This is a genomic window from Clostridium algidicarnis DSM 15099, assembly GCF_002934235.1.
Lineage (GTDB): Bacteria > Bacillota > Clostridia > Clostridiales > Clostridiaceae > Clostridium_L > Clostridium_L algidicarnis.
Window position 1 is genome coordinate 12,909 of record NZ_PTIS01000008.1, and the last position, 17,567, is coordinate 30,475.

At 29.6% G+C, this 17,567-nt stretch carries 17 protein-coding genes and 1 other annotated feature; of the genes, 2 read left to right on the forward strand and 15 right to left on the reverse strand.

The window, feature by feature from the left end:
* Window positions 1-28: 28 nt before the first annotated feature.
* The 7 genes from lplA to BD821_RS06940 all read right to left on the reverse strand — a co-directional run bounded on the left by lplA (window position 29) and on the right by BD821_RS06940 (window position 8,261).
* Window positions 29-1,006: a lipoate--protein ligase gene (gene lplA, locus BD821_RS06910; protein ID WP_104409844.1), complete on the reverse strand. Its 978-nt coding sequence runs from the start codon at window positions 1,004-1,006 to the stop codon at window positions 29-31.
* A gap of 239 nt (window positions 1,007-1,245) precedes the next feature.
* Window positions 1,246-2,643 carry a dihydrolipoyl dehydrogenase gene (gene lpdA / locus BD821_RS06915; protein ID WP_104409845.1) on the reverse strand — a complete coding sequence of 466 codons (1,398 nt, stop codon included), beginning with the start codon at window positions 2,641-2,643 and terminating at the stop codon, window positions 1,246-1,248.
* A 15-nt stretch (window positions 2,644-2,658) separates the two neighbouring features.
* Window positions 2,659-4,119: an aminomethyl-transferring glycine dehydrogenase subunit GcvPB gene (gcvPB, locus tag BD821_RS06920; protein ID WP_104409846.1), complete on the reverse strand. Its 1,461-nt coding sequence runs from the start codon at window positions 4,117-4,119 to the stop codon at window positions 2,659-2,661.
* Window positions 4,120-5,463, reverse strand: coding sequence for an aminomethyl-transferring glycine dehydrogenase subunit GcvPA (gcvPA, locus tag BD821_RS06925; protein ID WP_104409847.1), 1,344 nt, complete (start codon window positions 5,461-5,463; stop codon window positions 4,120-4,122).
* 3 nt (window positions 5,464-5,466) lie between these two features.
* Window positions 5,467-5,850 (reverse strand): glycine cleavage system protein GcvH, encoded by a 384-nt coding sequence (gene gcvH / locus BD821_RS06930; RefSeq protein WP_104409848.1) that lies wholly within the window; start codon window positions 5,848-5,850, stop codon window positions 5,467-5,469.
* Window positions 5,851-5,862: 12 nt separating this feature from the next.
* Complete coding sequence (gene gcvT / locus BD821_RS06935) at window positions 5,863-6,975, reverse strand: glycine cleavage system aminomethyltransferase GcvT (RefSeq protein ID WP_104409849.1); 1,113 nt, start codon at window positions 6,973-6,975, stop codon at window positions 5,863-5,865.
* Window positions 6,976-7,217: 242 nt separating this feature from the next.
* Window positions 7,218-8,261 (reverse strand): M42 family metallopeptidase, encoded by a 1,044-nt coding sequence (locus BD821_RS06940; RefSeq protein ID WP_104409850.1) that lies wholly within the window; start codon window positions 8,259-8,261, stop codon window positions 7,218-7,220.
* Window positions 8,262-8,437: 176 nt separating this feature from the next.
* Between BD821_RS06940 and BD821_RS06945 the strand changes: the two genes are divergently transcribed.
* The gene (locus tag BD821_RS06945) at window positions 8,438-8,707 is read left to right on the forward strand and encodes an ATP cone domain-containing protein (RefSeq protein WP_169994032.1); all 270 of its coding nucleotides are present in this window, start codon (window positions 8,438-8,440) and stop codon (window positions 8,705-8,707) included.
* A gap of 146 nt (window positions 8,708-8,853) precedes the next feature.
* Here BD821_RS06945 and BD821_RS06950 read toward each other — a convergent pair whose 3' ends face one another.
* Window positions 8,854-9,714: a CorA family divalent cation transporter gene (locus tag BD821_RS06950; RefSeq protein ID WP_104409852.1), complete on the reverse strand. Its 861-nt coding sequence runs from the start codon at window positions 9,712-9,714 to the stop codon at window positions 8,854-8,856.
* Window positions 9,715-9,857: 143 nt separating this feature from the next.
* Here BD821_RS06950 and BD821_RS06955 point away from each other — a divergent pair, with 143 nt between their 5' ends.
* The gene (locus BD821_RS06955; RefSeq protein WP_104409853.1) at window positions 9,858-10,433 is read left to right on the forward strand and encodes a DUF3867 domain-containing protein; all 576 of its coding nucleotides are present in this window, start codon (window positions 9,858-9,860) and stop codon (window positions 10,431-10,433) included.
* Between the two features lie 47 nt (window positions 10,434-10,480).
* Here BD821_RS06955 and thrS read toward each other — a convergent pair whose 3' ends face one another.
* The 7 genes from thrS to BD821_RS06990 form a co-directional block, all read right to left on the reverse strand.
* Window positions 10,481-12,403 carry a threonine--tRNA ligase gene (gene thrS, locus BD821_RS06960; RefSeq protein ID WP_104409854.1) on the reverse strand — a complete coding sequence of 641 codons (1,923 nt, stop codon included), beginning with the start codon at window positions 12,401-12,403 and terminating at the stop codon, window positions 10,481-10,483.
* Between the two features lie 73 nt (window positions 12,404-12,476).
* Window positions 12,477-12,701 (reverse strand) — a binding site (T-box leader).
* Window positions 12,702-12,954: 253 nt separating this feature from the next.
* Window positions 12,955-13,779, reverse strand: coding sequence for an aldo/keto reductase (locus BD821_RS06965; RefSeq protein ID WP_104409855.1), 825 nt, complete (start codon window positions 13,777-13,779; stop codon window positions 12,955-12,957).
* 357 nt (window positions 13,780-14,136) lie between these two features.
* Window positions 14,137-14,727 carry a 50S ribosomal protein L25 gene (locus BD821_RS06970; protein WP_104409856.1) on the reverse strand — a complete coding sequence of 197 codons (591 nt, stop codon included), beginning with the start codon at window positions 14,725-14,727 and terminating at the stop codon, window positions 14,137-14,139.
* A gap of 271 nt (window positions 14,728-14,998) precedes the next feature.
* Window positions 14,999-15,376 (reverse strand): RidA family protein, encoded by a 378-nt coding sequence (locus tag BD821_RS06975; protein WP_104409857.1) that lies wholly within the window; start codon window positions 15,374-15,376, stop codon window positions 14,999-15,001.
* Between the two features lie 183 nt (window positions 15,377-15,559).
* Complete coding sequence (locus BD821_RS06980) at window positions 15,560-16,396, reverse strand: YkgJ family cysteine cluster protein (protein WP_169994035.1); 837 nt, start codon at window positions 16,394-16,396, stop codon at window positions 15,560-15,562.
* Between the two features lie 319 nt (window positions 16,397-16,715).
* Window positions 16,716-17,081 carry an HsmA family protein gene (locus BD821_RS06985; RefSeq protein WP_029451137.1) on the reverse strand — a complete coding sequence of 122 codons (366 nt, stop codon included), beginning with the start codon at window positions 17,079-17,081 and terminating at the stop codon, window positions 16,716-16,718.
* Window positions 17,082-17,101: 20 nt separating this feature from the next.
* Complete coding sequence (locus BD821_RS06990; protein ID WP_104409859.1) at window positions 17,102-17,551, reverse strand: MarR family winged helix-turn-helix transcriptional regulator; 450 nt, start codon at window positions 17,549-17,551, stop codon at window positions 17,102-17,104.
* Between the last annotated feature and the right edge of the window lie 16 nt (window positions 17,552-17,567).

Consider the following 17,567-nt stretch of genomic DNA (forward strand, 5'->3'; position numbering starts at 1 on the left):
TTAATACTGAAATATGTGGGTAATAAACTTAAAATAATACTTGGAGAAAATCTTCCTTGGTAACATTTGATATATAATTAGACATATCAACATCTTTTAAAGATTCAATAACAGCAGCCTTTTCATGTTTTATTCCTTTAAGTTTATCTTCTAAATTTCCTATGTCTTCTTTACCAAAGAAATCTCCATATATTTTAATTTCATTAATAACTCCAAGCTTTACATCAACATTACATTCTACTGTTCCACCTTTAAACTTCTTTTCTTCTTTAAAATTATACTTAGGTGACTTACCAAAGTTCCAATCCCAGGTACTGTACTTTTCTTCTCTAAGCTTTTCTATAGTCTTTATTTCTTGTTCATTAAATTCTTCAATCTTTGCCCCTTCTTTAATAGCTAAGTGGTGAAATATTTCATCTTTAAATTCTAATACATCCATAGGATTATTTTTAAGATGATCACTTATATTTGTAACCCTGCTGCTAATGGATTTTACGCTTTTATCTGTAAATTTAATAGGTTTTGAAATAAGGGCTTTACTTAAGTCGGACATACTAGAAGAAAATAATAAGGTTCCATGATGCATTACCCTATTCTTGTACTTACACTGAGCATTTCCTGAGAATTTCTTACCTTCTATCAAAAGGTCGTTTCTTCCTGAAAACTCAGCCTTAACTCCAAGTTCACTTAAAACTTCAATTATTGGTTCCACGAACTTTTGGAAATCATTAAAACTTTGTCCATCGTTTACTATAAAGGTGAAGTTTATATTTCCAAGATCATGAAATACGGCTCCACCTCCTGTAAGTCTTCTAACTACCTTTATATTATTTTCTGTTATATAATCTAAATTTATTTCAGAAAGGGTATTTTGATTCTTTCCTACAACTATACAAGACTCGTTTCTCCAAAGCATAAAATATTCCTCATCAGTATGCTTTAATAAATATTCTTCTGATGCTAAATTAAAATAAGCGTCTGTATTTAAATTATTTATATATCTCATGAAATTTCTCCTTTGATTTTATGTAAGATTTTAATAGTTATTATGATTTATTAAAAATATTTATGTATATAATATTTCAAAAAATATCTACTGAATAAAATATATCCAATCTTTTGTCTTTTATTTTTTGCCCTTTATCCATATCTAATGTCTTTTATAACTAAAATCCACATACCCTTAGGTTACTCTAAGAATATGTGGAAGCTAGTATTATTTCTCTCATAACATCATAAGTTTTTTTATTTTCTAGGAGGTGCTATATGAATTGCTTCTTTTTTGAGTCCTAAAGCAGCTTCATAAAATGCTTCGCTTAATGTTGGATGTGCATGAACTGTCTTCTTTATATCCTCTACACCAAGCTTATTATTTATTGCAAGTGCACCTTCATGAATTAGGTCAGAAGCATGTGGCCCCATAATATGTACTCCTATTATGGTATCATCTTCTTTAAGTGATAGTATTTTAATGAATCCATCTCCTTCTCCAAGAGATAATGCTTTTCCGTTAGCACCAAACATAAATTTACTTGCATTATATTCTAGTTCTCTTTTTTTAGCCTCATCTTCAGTAACCCCAACTGAAGCGATTTCTGGGAATACAAATATGCAATCTGGTATTATTGCTTCATATCTTTTATTTGTAAGTCCAGCTATATGTTCTACTGCATAAACTCCTTGACTTGATGCAGCATGAGCTAAAAGTGATATACCGTTCACGTCCCCAATGGCATATATCCCCTCTATATTAGTTTTAAGATTCTCATCTACCCTTATTCCCTTTTTATCCATAACTATTCCTAATGATTCTATATCCAAGCCTTTTACATTGGCTCTTCTCCCCTTAGAAATCAATATTGTATCTGCAGTTATAGACATTTCTCCCTTTTTACCCTCAGCTTTTATTACAAGTTTTTCGCCTTGTCTTTCAATAGATTTTACATCTACTGATGATTGAACTTCTATGCCTTGTTTCTTTAGATAAGCAGAATATCTTTTGGTAATATCACTATCTACAGATGGAAATATTGTTGTTGAAGCTTTAATAACTTTAACCTTAGTTTTCATAGCATTAAATATTCCAGCGAATTCTAATCCTATTACGCCTCCTCCTAAAACTACTAACTCTTCTGGTATTTCCTCAAATTCTAAAAGTTCATCACTAGTTACAACACCTTTTTCCTCAATACCTTTTATGCTCGGCATGTACGGAACAGATCCTGTAGCTATTATAATATTTTTAGTTCTAATATTCTGCACACCATCTGCAGTCTTAACAGTAACTGTATTTTTATCCTTTAAAGTAGCTTCTCCAGAAATAACTTCTACCTTATTAGCTTTTAAAAGTTGTTCTACTCCTGATACTAGAGTATGTACAATTTTATTTTTTCTATCTTGTACCTTTGCTACATTTATGCTGTAATCAGAAACATTTATTCCAAACTCATCTATATTTTCTAATATATTAAGTATTTCAGCATTTCTATAAAGAGCTTTTGTAGGTATACAACCTCTATTAAGACAGGTACCACCTAGCTTATCTTTTTCTACTACTGTAACGTTAAGTCCAAGTTGGGCTGCTCTTATTGCAGCCACATACCCACCTGGACCTCCTCCTATTACAATTATATCCTTATCCATTATACACATATCCTCCTAATTCTCTTTACTCCATTTTACAATTGGAGTTCTTGCAGCCTTTACCTCATCTAGTCTTCTAACTGGAGTATTGTGAGGAGCGGTTTTAAAGATTTCAGGATCTTTTTCTGCTTCTTTAGCTATTTTAATCATAACATCAATAAACTCATCAATAGTTTCTTTGCTCTCAGTTTCAGTAGGCTCTATCATAAGCGCACTATCAACTATAAGAGGGAAATAAACTGTTGGTGGATGGAATCCATAATCTATAAGCCTCTTTGCAATATCAAGGGTTGAAACCCCTGTTTCTTTATTTTTTATTCCTGCAAATACTACTTCATGTTTACATACTTTATCAATAGCTATTTTGTAGTAGTCTCTTAACCTTTCTTTAATATAGTTAGCATTAAGTACAGCTACCTCAGTAGCTTCTTTTAATCCATCACTACCTAAAGTTAATATATAAGTATGAGCTCTTACTAAAACACCAAAGTTTCCATAAAAATTCTTTATCTTTCCTATAGAATCTGGCTTATCATAATCTAAGGTAAATGCATCATTTACTTTCTTAACTGCTGGAACAGGTAAGAACTTTTCTAATTCTTTCTTAACTCCAACTGGTCCTGATCCTGGTCCTCCTCCACCATGAGGGGTAGAGAAAGTTTTATGAAGATTCAAATGACATACATCAAATCCCATATCTCCAGGTCTTGTAAGTCCCATTACTGCATTTAGATTAGCTCCATCATAATAAAGTAATCCACCTGCTTCATGAACAAGATCTGCTATTTGTCTTATATCTTTTTCAAACAAACCTAATGTGTTAGGATTTGTAAGCATAAGACCAGCTATCTCATCATTTAACACCGCTTTTAATGCATCAAGATCTACAGTACCATCTTTATTTGATTTTATTTCTACTATATCAAATCCAACTACTGTTGCACTAGCTGGGTTAGTTCCATGAGCTGAGTCAGGAACTATTATTTTATTTCTCTTTTTATCGCCTCTACTCCTATGATATTCTTTAATTATCATAAGCCCTGTAAGCTCTCCATGAGCACCAGCTGCTGGCTGAAGAGTAAATGCATCAAGCCCTGTAATTTCGCATAAATTTCCTGATAGATTATACATAAGTTCTAGAGCACCTTGTATTTGATCTTCTTTTTGATAAGGATGAATCCTAGAAAAACCATTTAAAGATGCCATATCTTCATTTATCTTAGGATTGTATTTCATAGTACAAGATCCTAGTGGATAAAATCCCATATCTACACTATAATTCTTATTAGAAAGAGCTGTGTAATGTCTTACTACATCAACCTCACTAACTTCTGGCAATTCTATTTCACTATCTCTTAAAAAATCCTTTGGAAGTAACTCTTCAAGGTTCATATCTGGAACATCTAACTTTGGAAGTGAATATGCTTTTCTTCCGTTTTTTGAAAGTTCAAATATTAATTTACTATAATCTTTCACCTATATCACCTCCATTACCTTAACTAACTTATCTATATCAGATTTAGTTCTTTTTTCTGTAACACATAAAAGCATAGCATTTTTATGATTATCGTAGGCTTTTGTTACATTGTAGCCACCTAATATTCCCTTATCTTCAAGACCTTCATTAGCTTTATCTACATCTTTTTCTAAAACTACTGCAAATTCTTTAAAGAATGGTTTATCTTTAAATAAAGGTTTTACCTTACCAGATTCAATCAATTTGTTATAAGCATAGTGGGATTTTTTTATGCACTGCTCTGCTACTTCTTTAATTCCTTGTTTTCCAAGTGTGGACATATAAATAGCTGCTGATATAGCATTCAATGTCTGATCTGAGCATATATTTGAAGTTGCCTTTTCACGTCTTATATGCTGTTCTCTTGCTTGAAGAGTAAGTACAAAACCTCTTTTTCCATCTACATCTTCAGTTTGTCCAACTATTCTTCCTGGCAATTTTCTCATAAGCTTAGAAGTTGCTGTCATAAATCCTACACAAGGTCCTCCAAAGTTTATATTTTGTCCTAGCGCTTGTCCTTCTCCCACTGCAATATCCGCCCCTAGTTTTCCTGGGCTTTTAAGTATACCAAGTGAAATTGGATCCACACTCATTATGAAAAGTGATTTATTGTCGTGTATTATTTTTTCAGCCTCACTAACATCTTCTATTATTCCAAAGAAATTAGGACTTTGAATTAACACTCCTGCAGTGTCTTTATCTATAAGACCTTTTAAACTTTCTATATCTGTAGTCCCATCTTTTTCTTCTATTTCAACATATTCTACATCTCTAAACTTTAGGTAGGTATCTAAAACCTTTCTTGTTTCAGGATTTACTGTTTTAGATATTAATACCTTTTTCCTTCTAGTTGATACAGATGTTAATATTGCTGCCTCCGCTGCTGCTGTAGGGCCATCATACATTGATGCATTTGCTACATCTAAGCCTGTAAGCTCGCAAATCATACTTTGAAATTCAAATACTCCTTGTAATGTTCCTTGGCTTATCTCTGGTTGATATGGAGTATAAGCTGTATAAAATTCAGATCTAGATACTAAATGCTTTATTACTGATGGTACATAATGGTCATAAGCACCTGCCCCTAAGAAACAAATATAATCATCTATGCTTTTATTCTTTCTTGCAAGTTCACTAACCTTATTAGATACTTCTATTTCAGAAGCTGACTTTTCAATTTGAAGTTCTTTATTTAATAAAACGTTTTCTGGAACATCTATAAAAAGATCTTGCATAGTTTTAACACCTATGGCTTTAAGCATTTCTTCCTTATCTTGGTCTATATTTGCGATATAAGGATACATATTTTACCCCTCCTTATTACATAACTCCTGATAATTTTCAGCGTCTATTAATTCATTTAATTCTTCTTTATTAGTTACTTCTACACATAATAACCAATTATCATATGGATTATCATTTAAAATACTAGGGTCATCTACTACTTCTTCATTAATTTCTAAAATCTTTCCACTAATTGGCATAACAGAATCTGAAGCTGCCTTCACTGATTCAATAACTCCAAACACTTCTTCTTTTTCAAATTCACTATCTATTTCTGGTAATTCAACAAATACTATAGATCCTAAAGAATGTTGAGCAAAGTCTGTAAGTCCTATATAAGCTTTATCCCCTTCTACCTTTACCCAATCGTGATCCTGTGTGTATAATAATTCCTTTAAAACTTTCATATTTAATACCTCCTATTTACTTTTAGTTTGTTTATTATAAAACTTTTTACTTATTATAGTTGCCTTTAATTTTCTATTTCTTACTTGAATAAATATCTCTTTACCCATCTCTGAATTTTCTACATTTATTAATGCACAGCCGATATTTTTCTTTAATGTTGGGGAGAAATATCCTGTAGTAACTATTCCAATTTCTTTTCCATCTTCATCTACTACATTATATCCATGTCTTGCAATTCCTCTATCTGTCATTTCAAATCCAACAACTTTTCGCTTTAAACCTTCAGCTTTTTGTTTTTGTAAAACATCTTTACCTATAAACTCTTCTTTATTTAATTTAACAAAATATCCAAGTCCACCTTCTAGTGGAGTTATATCTTGAGAAATCTCATTCCCGTATAAAGGAAGGTTTGCTTCGAATCTTAAAGTGTCTCTAGCTCCAAGTCCTATAGGCTTAACCCCATCTTCTTTTCCTTCTTTTAATATTTCATCCCATAAGGTTACAATTCCTGAAGGGTCCATATATATTTCAAATCCATCTTCACCTGTATATCCTGTCCTAGATACTAAACAATCTATACCTTTAATTTTAACATTTCTTTTAAAATAGAAAAATTTAATATCTGACAGATCTACATCTACCATTCTTTGAAGTATTTCTTGTGCTTTTGGTCCTTGAAGTGCTAATTGAGCATATTTAGGTGAAACGTTTTCTATTTCTATATCAAAACCTTCTTTGTTGTCGCAAAGCCATTTGAAGTCTTTGTCTGCATTACTAGCATTTACAACTAAAAAGTAATCGCCCTCATCAAATTTGTATAATATTAAATCATCTACTACTCCACCATTTTCATAACACATTAAAGTATAAACAACTTGGTTATTTTCTAAGATGCCTATATCATTTGTCATAATATATTGTAAAAACTTTAACGCATCCTTACCTTTTACTGTAATTTCTCCCATATGGGAAACATCAAATAAACCTGCATTATTCCTTACGGCTTCATGTTCTGGGATTATTCCTTCAAACTCTACTGGTAAAAGCCACCCAGCGTAATCAACTGCCTTGCCACCGTATTTTTCATATGAGTCAATAAGTGGTGTTTTCCTTAAATTATCCAATATTAGCCCCCCTATCATTTGAAATATATTATAAATAAACTTGAATTAACAAATTTATATAAATATCAAACTTACTAAGAACTGAAAATACTATAATAACTTGTTCTTTAAGGCTATTATAAAGTTTCCTATAGAAAATTTCAATACATTTCACTGTTAATTACGAATTTTTCGAATGTTTAATTGATTATATTTTTTTACAAGATGCTCTAACTCATTTATGTGCCTTGATTCTAAGTACTTTAATTGTTCTCAACGTACTTTACTAAAAGTTTCACATTATTTTCTATAGCTGAAAAATGTGTTCTTTCATAGTGATGTGTAGAGTCTACTCCAGGTCCTATACATGCAAATTTAAAATCTCCACCTTGAAGTATAGCGTGAGTAGCATCTGAACTATAAAAATTAAAAACATCTACCCTGTAATCTATATTATTTTCTTTTGCTATGCCTGAGAGTTTACGTCTTAATTCATAATCATAAACACTCTTTCTATCTTTAGCTGCAATGGTTACAGCATACTCTGAAGACTCTTGCCCCTTTCCTACAGGTGCAATATCAATAGCTACCATTTCTTTAACTTTATCTGATATATTATTGCCTGATACTCCATGTCCCATTTCTTCATAATTACTAATATAAAATTTTGTAGTACAACATGGTGTTATTTTGTTTTCTTTTAAATATCTGCATACTTCAAATACCATTGCCACTGCTAATTTATTATCTAAATATCTAGATTTAACAAATCCACTTTCTGTTATCTTTGTTCTCGTATCCATATAAATAAAATCGCCAACATTTATACCAATATCTAATACATCCTTCTTACTTTCAACCTTTTCATCTACTCTTATTATCATATTATTTTCATTTCTACTTAAATTTGAAACTTCTTGTCCATGTATATGAGTAGATGCAGTTCTAGGCATAACGGATCCACTTATATCCCGTCCTGACTCAGTTATTATATGACAATTCTCTCCTTCAATAGAACCAAAGCACCCTCCACCTATTCTTTTATATTTAAGCTTACCATCAGCTTCTATTTCCTTTACCATAGCTCCTAATGTATCCATATGAGCAGATATTATTATTTCTTCTTCGGTGTTTTTACCCTCTAACGTAGCAATTAATGCACCTTTTTTTGTTATAACTGTTTTCAATCCTAGCTTTTCAAAATCTAATCTAGCTTCCTCAATAGCCATTTTCGTATAACCTCCAGGGCTTGGTATCTCCATATACTTTTTCATCATATTAAGCAAGTATTCCATATCAATATTCATATTTATTCCCCCTATAATTATATATTACGGTTTTAATTATATCACAAATATTTTTTACATAACCTTACCTTAAATGCTTATAGTGTAAAGTATCTTTACACTTTGTGTAATAAAAAGATAGTCTATATTTTGCAATATTAAAAAATGGGGTTATAATGAAAAAAGGAGGTGTTTATATGAAAGTAATAAAAAAGAATGGTAGAATTGAAGATTTTGATGAAAAGAAACTCGGAACTAGCATATTAAATGCTGCTTTGGATGCCAAAACCAACTTAACTCAAGGTGATATAAATAATATAACCAAAGAGATTTATACAGAACTAAAAAAATTCCGTAATAAAGAGACTTCCAGTTATGAACTATTTGCTTTAACTATTACTATTTTAAAGAATCAAGGTTTTAAAAACTTAGCAAAAGAATATGCAAGTTATTCAATAAATTTTTAATAAAAGCAGCCTAATAAATGAAATTAGGCTGCTTTTATTAAAAACTTATATACAATATATAATTGACACCTTTTTAACAATCCTCATCTTTTGTCGAATAATATGTAATTGATTATTATATAACAAACTAAATATTCCATAATCTTTTATGGTCTCTTTCTATTTGTAAAAAAGTATATTATACCAAATGCTACAGCCGACATCATAACAGCTACAGTTATATAAAATCCTTGTGGATGATCTAATAATGGCATAAACTTAAAATTCATACCAAATATTCCTGATAATATACTAGCTGGAAGTAGCATCACCGTTATAAATGTTAAAAGTTCCATAGTCTTATTCATTCTATTAGAATATATTGAGTTATAAATATCTATACAAGAATATATAGAAGACTCAACATTTTCAGCTAGATTCAATGTATCTTGAAAAGAAAAAAATAATTTATCATAAAGTTTAATATCATTAAATTCATCTTCAAGATAAACTAGTATAGACTTATAATAATTAGTACATCTTTTAATCATATATATTTTCTTCTTATCCTTTAGAAGTGATTCAAGTTGTATACTATCCTTAGCAACAGCATCTTCGAATCTAATTTCCACATCATCTTCTAGCTTTATTAACTTCTGGTCATAACTTAACATAAGGAACTGAAATAATGACAAAAACACAGTTTTATAATCTATTTCCTTATTCCTGCTTATCTTTTCTTCCATAAATTCTATGAACCCTTTTTCTTTAAAATATAAGGATACTAATCCATCTTCAAGCACAGCCTCAACTCTTTTTTTATTTAATTCATCTACATAAGGCATATTAATAACTATCTTATTTTTATCTTTTATCTCTATGTCCCTACTAAAATTAATATTTGAACTCCTTTTAGTGAACATATCTTCATATACGTCTGTTAAATATAATACTGCATCTCCACTTTTTATTTCTTTATATCTTTTATCTTTTTCTATTTTACCATCTTTATATAATACTATACCCAAATTAACCCCTCCTTTAAACTATTATAATTAATTAAGTTATATATTTAAAACAGCGTGGATGCAATAATTACTTTAAATATATGTTGTATACTATTATAATGTATTTAAGAATAGTATAATAGAGTAACTAAGGAGGATTTAAGATGACTGATAATAAAGATGATAGAATTGTTGATTTTAATGAACTTAAAAATAAAGCTAGGGAAAAGGATATAGATAATTTTGAACAATATATATATGATCTATACTATTCTTTATCTCAAGGCGAATTATCTATAACAGCATTTTCTTCAAAAATCAAAGAATATATGGACAAGAACTCCATTTCTTCTGAAAAACTTTTTAACATTCAAAAAGAAATGATGAAAAGATATGGTTTAGATCCTGAAGATATAGAAGCTCAAATGAAAAGTTTAGGTCTAAACTTTTCTGAAATGCCAATAGAGTCGGATTATGAAAATATAAGGAAGGCTATAGGATTTAATGAAAAATATAAGAACAGCCTAAATTCAAAAGTGGTTAGTACCTATTCTATATCCAATAATTCTAATAATGTAGATATAATCTTAGATAAAGAAAATGTAATTCTTAGAAGCAGTAATGCCATAAACCTTAAAGATTTAGAACTAAATGACTTTTTATGTTCATATAAAAAGGTACTAGAAGATAAGCCTTTAAATATATCTTTATGTGAAAATATAAAAACTTATGAATATTAATTAAAAGCGACCCTAGGGTCGCTTTTTTATTATACTCTATTTACTTTTTAAACTTCAACTAAGTAGTTTTCTTTAGTCTCTACTTCTTTTTGTATCTTTTCTATAAAGCTATCTAGTGATGAAACACCTTCATCCCCATTTTTTCTACTTCTAACTGAAATCTCATTATTTTCCACTTCTTTTTCACCTACTATTAATAGATAAGGCACTCTTTCCATACGTCCTTCGCGGATTTTGTAACCAATCTTTTCAGCTCTAAAGTCAGTTTCAACTCTTATATCTTTTTCTTTAAGTTGTTTTTCAACTTGTTTTGCATAGTCATGGAACTTCTCAGATATAGGTAATACCTTAACTTGTACTGGCGAAAGCCATGTTGGGAATGCTCCAGCAAAGTGTTCTATTAATATACCTATAAATCTTTCAATGCTTCCAAATACAACTCTGTGTACCATAACTGGTCTATGCTTTTCTGAATCTGCACCTATATAGGAAATATCAAATCTTTCAGGCATTTGGAAATCTAATTGTACTGTTCCACACTGCCAAGTCCTTCCTATACAATCTCTTAAGTGGAAGTCTATCTTAGGACCATAAAATGCTCCATCGCCTTCATTTACCTTATATTTAAGCCCGGCTTTATCTAAGGCTAGCTTAAGACCATTTGTTGCAAGTTCCCAGTCTTCATCGCTTCCCATAGAGTTTTCTGGTCTAGTTGAAAGTTCTACAAAATAATCAAATCCAAATTTCTTATAAAATTCATCAATTAATTTAATAACATCTACAACTTCATCTGTAATTTGGTCTTTAGTCATGAATATATGAGCATCATCTTGAGTAAAACATCTAACTCTCATAAGTCCGTGTAAAGCACCTGAAAGTTCATGTCTATGAACAAGCCCAAGCTCTGCAAGTCTTATTGGTAACTCTTTGTAAGAGTGCATACCATCTTTATATACTAATATAGATCCAGGACAATTCATAGGTTTTATTGCAAAGTCTTCTTCATCTATCTTTGTAAAATACATATTTTCTTTATAGTGATCCCAGTGTCCTGACTGATGCCATAAAGATTCGCTTAATATAATAGGAGTTTTTATCTCATCATATCCTGCTTTTCTATGAACCTCTCTCCAGTAATCTTCTAAAAGATTTCTTAGAACCATTCCTTTAGGATAAAAGAATGGGAATCCTGGACCCTCTTCATGCATCGCAAAAAGTCCTAGCTCTTTACCTATCTTTCTATGATCTCTTTTTTTAGCTTCTTCTAACATATTTAGGTATGCCTCAAGCTCGCTTTGTTTTGCAAAAGCTGTTCCATATATTCTTTGAAGCATTTTCTTTTTTTCGTCACCTCTCCAATAAGCTCCTGCAAGAGACAACAATTTAACTGCTTTAACCTTTTTAGTAGAAGGTACATGTGGGCCTGCACATAAGTCTACAAATTCACCTTGCTTATAAAATGATATAATGGAATCCTCTGGCAAATCTTGTATTAATTCAACCTTATAATCTTCATTTTTATTCCTCACATACTCAATAGCTTCTGATCTCGGAAGTTCAAATCTTTCTACTTGTAAATCTTCTTTTATTATCTTTTGCATTTCTTTTTCTATCTTTTCTAGTATTTCTGGTGTAAAAGAAAAGTCAGCTTCAAAATCATAATAAAATCCATTTTCTATAGCAGGTCCTATGGCTAATTTAACCTCTGGGTATAACCTTTTAACTGCTTGAGCCAAAATGTGAGATCCAGTATGTCTTAATGTCCATTTCCCGTCATCATCCTCAAAAGTTAATATTTCAAGTTCACAATCTTCATTTATCTCAGCCATAAGTTCAGATCTTTTTCCATTTATCTTAGCTGATAATGCTTTTTTATAAAGACCTTGACTTAAACTTTTTGCGATTTCACTTACCTTTGTTCCTTTTTCAACCTCTATAATACTTCCATCTTTTAGTGTAACTTTAATCATAATAATCCTCCTTCTTTAATCTATATTAATTTGTTTAAACTTATTTTTTTATAAAATAAAAACTCCTCCCGAAAAATGGGACGAGTAAACGCGTTTCCACCCAAATTGGCAACAAATTTTTAAAAAAATTTGTACCCCCTCGAAACTATTAACGCTAGTACACGGAAATGCTTACTATATATTTCAGCACTCTACTCAGAGATGGTATTCGGTTGATTTTATTTAAGAATACTTTCAGCCAAGGTATCCTATCTCTTTAAATTTCTATCCAACCTACTGTTCTCTTCACTGTATTTATATTTTTAATATTGTACAAAATTATATCATGTTATAGCATAATGTCAATACTATTTATGTAAATAAATAAAAATATTTAATATTCAAATATTAGTTAATGAAAAGTCACCTCATAAATACATGGTACATGTCTTAACAATACGATAATATATTTTCACATATCATACTTAAAAAAATTGAGGATTCCATTTAAATTTTCAAATGGAATCCTCAATTGTATTAAGATATATTTTTAAAATGGCTTAATTAATAGGTTAAAAAGTAATTTCATCTGGGTCAGGCCCAATTCTTTTTTCTTTGTTCAAAGAAGCTATCTTTTCCATATCCTCTAAAGAGATCTCAAAATCAAATATCTCTGTGTTTTCTTTTATTCTACTTTTTGTTACTGATTTGGGAATTGCTACAACGCCCATTTGAATATCCCATCTTAATGTAATTTGTGATATGGTTTTATTATATTTAATCGCAAGATCTTTCATAAGATCTATTGAGAAGACTTCACCCTGCATAAGTGGTCCCCAGGCTTCTACCTGAATATTATTTTTTAGACAAAAATCTAAAACCTCTTTATTTTGAAGCTGAGGATGAAATTCAACTTGATTTACCATAGGACATATATTAGCTTTTCTCATAATTTCATTTAAATGATGTACTTTAAAATTACTAACCCCTATAGCTCTTATAAGCTTTTCATCGTAAAGCCTTTCTAAAGCTTTCCAGGTTTCTTTATTTAAATTTTTGGGCCAATGTATTAGGTATAAATCTAAATAGTCTGTTTTAAGTTTTTTAAGGGAAGCTTCAAAAGCTTTAAGGGTACTATCATAGCCATGATCCCCATTCCAAACCTTACTTGTTAAAAAAATCTCTCTTCTTAAAACATCACTTTCTTTAATTGCATTTCCTATTCCCTCTTCGTTTTTATACATAGATGCAGTGTCTATATGCCTATATCCCACATTTAATGCTTCTAATATGGAGGCCCTAATAGCATCATCCTTCTCAATTTCAAAAGTACCAAATCCTAAACAAGGCATCTGTATACCATTATTCAACTTAAAACTTTTAGTCAAAGTTTTCATCTTATACCTCCTGATATGTTACATGCTTTTTAAATATATAGCTTTATTATATAAAATCATTAATAAACAAACTATAAACTTATTACATTCAAGGTTATAGTATGTATTTATTATAACATAGATAATTAAATAAGCATTATATTTTTTGTAATTTTGTATCTATAGAATTGTAATCTGTACTAGCTTTTTAATGTTATTTGAATCAAAGCTTAAAAATTTCATTATTTTAATAGCTAAAAAACACTATATAGTAGACTTTTTAATATCTACCACATAGTGTCTCTTATTATATATGCTGTTTATAATCAACTTTATAAATCATTACTTTTCATAACTTATAAAATTCATTAAAATGCTTTATTCTTCAGGAGTTAAAACTTCTTCTGTTTCATCCTCATCAATTTCTTGTTGTTTTGCTGAAGATATTAATGCTACAACTTCATCTTTGTCATCAAGAACTTCAAGATTAGAATCTATTATTATATCGCTTACGATAATTTTATCACCCAATTCTTTATCTTCTACATCTATTTCAATTCCCTCTGGCATATATTTCATCTTACCACTTAACTCTAATTCAGTTAGGTAATTTTCAATCATTAAGTTTTTACTTTCAATCATTCTTTTACCTGTAAATGTAATTGGTACTTTAATCTTAATTTCTTCATTTTCACTTATAGATTGCATATCTATGTGAATAAGTTTTCCAGTAGCTGAGTCTCTTTGAATTTCTTTAACTATACACCTTGTGCTGGAATTTCCAATATTAACTTTAAATCTAGATGTCTTTGTGTTATCTTTTAGTAATTTATTTAGTTCAAGAAAATCAAATTGAACAGATTTTGCTTCAAAATCTTGTCCGTAAATTATTCCTGGTATGAAGCCCTCTCTTCTTATTTTTTTTGCATTTGAGCTTCTTTCTAAAGCTAGTATATTATCTACTGGCATCTAATCTACCCCTTTCTTAAAATAAATTCAAGTAGACCAGTCATCTACAGTCATTTATACGTTTAATTGTATACCTATGGCTTTTTATGTCAAGCTTTAAGAGGCTTTGTTTATACTTTGTTAACCCTTTGTTCAAATAATTATCTTAAAATTTAGAATTTTTCACATATTTCTTTTAAAAAAAGCCTTGTTTAAAACAAGGCTTTTTAAGTAAAATATTTCTTATATAAAATTTAATCAAATCATAATAAATATGAGTCTAAAAATCACTTTATATTAAAGCTACCACTTCTATTTCTACAATAGCATCTTTAGGTAATTTGGAAATTTCTATACAAGATCTTGCTGGTGGATTTTCTTTAAAATAACTTGCATAGACTTCATTCATATCTGAAAAGTCATTTAAATCTTTTAAAAATACTAGAGTTTTAACAACCTTGTCCATGGATGTTCCAGCTTCTTCTAATATAGCCTTAACATTTTCAATACACTGGGCTGTAGCATTTTTTATATCTTCAACTAATTCATTGCTTTTTGGATTAATTGGAAGTTGTCCTGAAGTATAAATAAAGTCACCTGCCTTTATAGCTTGTGAATAAGGTCCAATAGCCCCTGGAGCCTTCTTTGTAGATATCACTTCTTTATTCATTTCTATTCCTCCTTGTATGTTTTATGTATAAATCTTAGACTAGTTAATAGCATTTTAAACCTATTAGTACCTTCAAGTCTCTTTGCCATATCACTTAGTCTCTAGTATTATAATACATTTTAATTCCTTTTATTTCAACTTTTAATTCATGTACCTCCTTAACTTTATAGATAAAAGCTTAATTTAAGGTTGTCTATTTATATCATCAAAGTCTTCTTTAATCCACTGTATAAGAGGTCTTTTAATTGGACTTTTATCACCTTCATTTATGTAAATTAAGCTCTTATATCTTCCTGTAATCATGGACAAGTGATCTATTGAAAGTCTCCCTATATTAGTTGGAGCCAAATTAGGTGATATTACTTTTGAAACATTATCTTCACATTTATCCCTAGGTGAAAATACTATAAACTTTCTACAACTTAAAGGTCTTGCTTTGTATACACTACAAGATCCATCTTTATTTAAAAACATACAAGGTATATCTTTTAAAGCATATTCATAATGCAGATTGTCTAAATCTTCTTTACTTAATTCATAAGGTCTTGAAGTAGTTTCTACCTGTTCTTTAATTTCTTTTAACTTTGTTTTGTAAATATTTATTTCATCATGGCTTTTATTGTCTACAACATATCTTCTAATATTTTCAGCTTCAATAGCTGTAAGGTCTATATAAAGACTGCAACAAGAGGAACACCCCTTTTTACAAGGAGCAAAATCTACAAATTGACTCATTCCTTTATTAACCTTTTCATATATGTTATTTAAAATTTCTATGGATTTACTAATGGTTAAAACTGATTGTCCTTCTAAATCAAAAATATTATACATAGCATAATCTGTTATCTCATCATAGACTTCCATATTAAATGTATGATTAAATATTATGTCTTTATCTTCATAATTTTTTCCTAAAGTATAATACTCTTGTTTTTTTAATTTACAACAATCCTCATAAGCTTTACCACTATTACAAAGACAAAGGTTTTGATCTTTAATCTTTACCTTTTTTTCTTTCATAAGAATACTGCCCAACTAACTCACTCCTAAAGATTTTTTAAAGCTTTTATATTCCCATTTGGAAAGCTTATTATATTCTATCATATATTTAAATAATATGTCTAATATTTACACATAAAATGGAACTCATTGTATTAAATCCCTTGTGATTTCCAGTTAAATACTATGTAGCTATTAAAATGCAATACACTTTAAATACAAAAGAGATATTAATTACTTTTAATTTAAAGTAATTAATATCTCTTTTATAGCTTTAACTTTGTAATTAACTTATTTAAGAAAAACTATACTTCAGCCTTTCTTTAAAATTACTAAATCTTTATCTTTTCATTGCAATAACCATGCCTGTTATATATGGTATGAGCCATATAACCCATACTACCAAGCTAAACTTATGGAAGCTTTTTGCACCCTTTTCTCTTTTTTTATAGATAACAACAGTAGCCCATATTGCATGTATTAACATCAAAGCTAAGGCTGAACCTCCAGTTACAGAGTGTAGATTAAAACTAGTACTACCACTAAGTTTTTTCATAAGAGTTGTTCCAATTGTATCAAAAACAAAGCCTATCCAAAAAAAACTTAAATGCCATGTTTTTAATTTGCCTTGTATCTTTTCACTCCATACTCCTATGGTATAACAAACAAGCGCTAAACTTATAGAAATTATAGCTGCTACTAACATAATACCCTCCTAAACTATTTTTATTTGTCTTCCTTACAATTTTCATCTAAAACACTTTTAAGTATATCTAACCCATTTATTATCTTTTCCATATCCTCTTCCTTACATATTGAAAAAATAGTATCAAAATACTTATTTATTGTTCCACGCATAGTTTTAGTTATATCTTCACCTTTATTTGTAAGTGCTACACTCACTATTCTTTTGTCTTCATTAGATCTATTTCTTTTTACAACTTCTTGGTTTTCAAGCCTGTCTATAATGCCAGAAACTGTACCCTTAGTAAGAAACATTTTTTCACTTATTTCACTAACATTAAGAGGCCCCTCTATTGAAAGCAGCTTTATAAGTAATATTTGAGGCGTAGTAAATCCACTATTTTTAAAATTATTACTTATATTATTATTAAGCTTTAAATTGATTTCTCGTATTAAACTTGCAATTTTAATACCTTGAGGCTTTTTCTCCAATTAAATCACTCCATAC

Excerpts from the sequence above, each read along its gene's own strand:
- lplA (WP_104409844.1), bottom strand. The coding sequence starts at position 1,006 with ATGAGATATATAAATAATTTAAATACAGACGCTTATTTTAATTTAGCA.
- lpdA (WP_104409845.1), bottom strand. The coding sequence starts at position 2,643 with ATGGATAAGGATATAATTGTAATAGGAGGAGGTCCAGGTGGGTATGTG.
- gcvPA (WP_104409847.1), bottom strand. The coding sequence starts at position 5,463 with ATGTATCCTTATATCGCAAATATAGACCAAGATAAGGAAGAAATGCTT.
- gcvH (WP_104409848.1), bottom strand. The coding sequence starts at position 5,850 with ATGAAAGTTTTAAAGGAATTATTATACACACAGGATCACGATTGGGTA.
- BD821_RS06940 (WP_104409850.1), bottom strand. The coding sequence starts at position 8,261 with ATGAATATTGATATGGAATACTTGCTTAATATGATGAAAAAGTATATG.
- BD821_RS06945 (WP_169994032.1), top strand. The coding sequence starts at position 8,438 with ATGAAAGTAATAAAAAAGAATGGTAGAATTGAAGATTTTGATGAAAAG.
- BD821_RS06955 (WP_104409853.1), top strand. The coding sequence starts at position 9,858 with ATGACTGATAATAAAGATGATAGAATTGTTGATTTTAATGAACTTAAA.
- thrS (WP_104409854.1), bottom strand. The coding sequence starts at position 12,403 with ATGATTAAAGTTACACTAAAAGATGGAAGTATTATAGAGGTTGAAAAA.
- BD821_RS06965 (WP_104409855.1), bottom strand. The coding sequence starts at position 13,779 with ATGAAAACTTTGACTAAAAGTTTTAAGTTGAATAATGGTATACAGATG.
- BD821_RS06970 (WP_104409856.1), bottom strand. The coding sequence starts at position 14,727 with ATGCCAGTAGATAATATACTAGCTTTAGAAAGAAGCTCAAATGCAAAA.
- BD821_RS06975 (WP_104409857.1), bottom strand. The coding sequence starts at position 15,376 with ATGAATAAAGAAGTGATATCTACAAAGAAGGCTCCAGGGGCTATTGGA.
- BD821_RS06980 (WP_169994035.1), bottom strand. The coding sequence starts at position 16,396 with ATGAAAGAAAAAAAGGTAAAGATTAAAGATCAAAACCTTTGTCTTTGT.
- BD821_RS06985 (WP_029451137.1), bottom strand. The coding sequence starts at position 17,081 with ATGTTAGTAGCAGCTATAATTTCTATAAGTTTAGCGCTTGTTTGTTAT.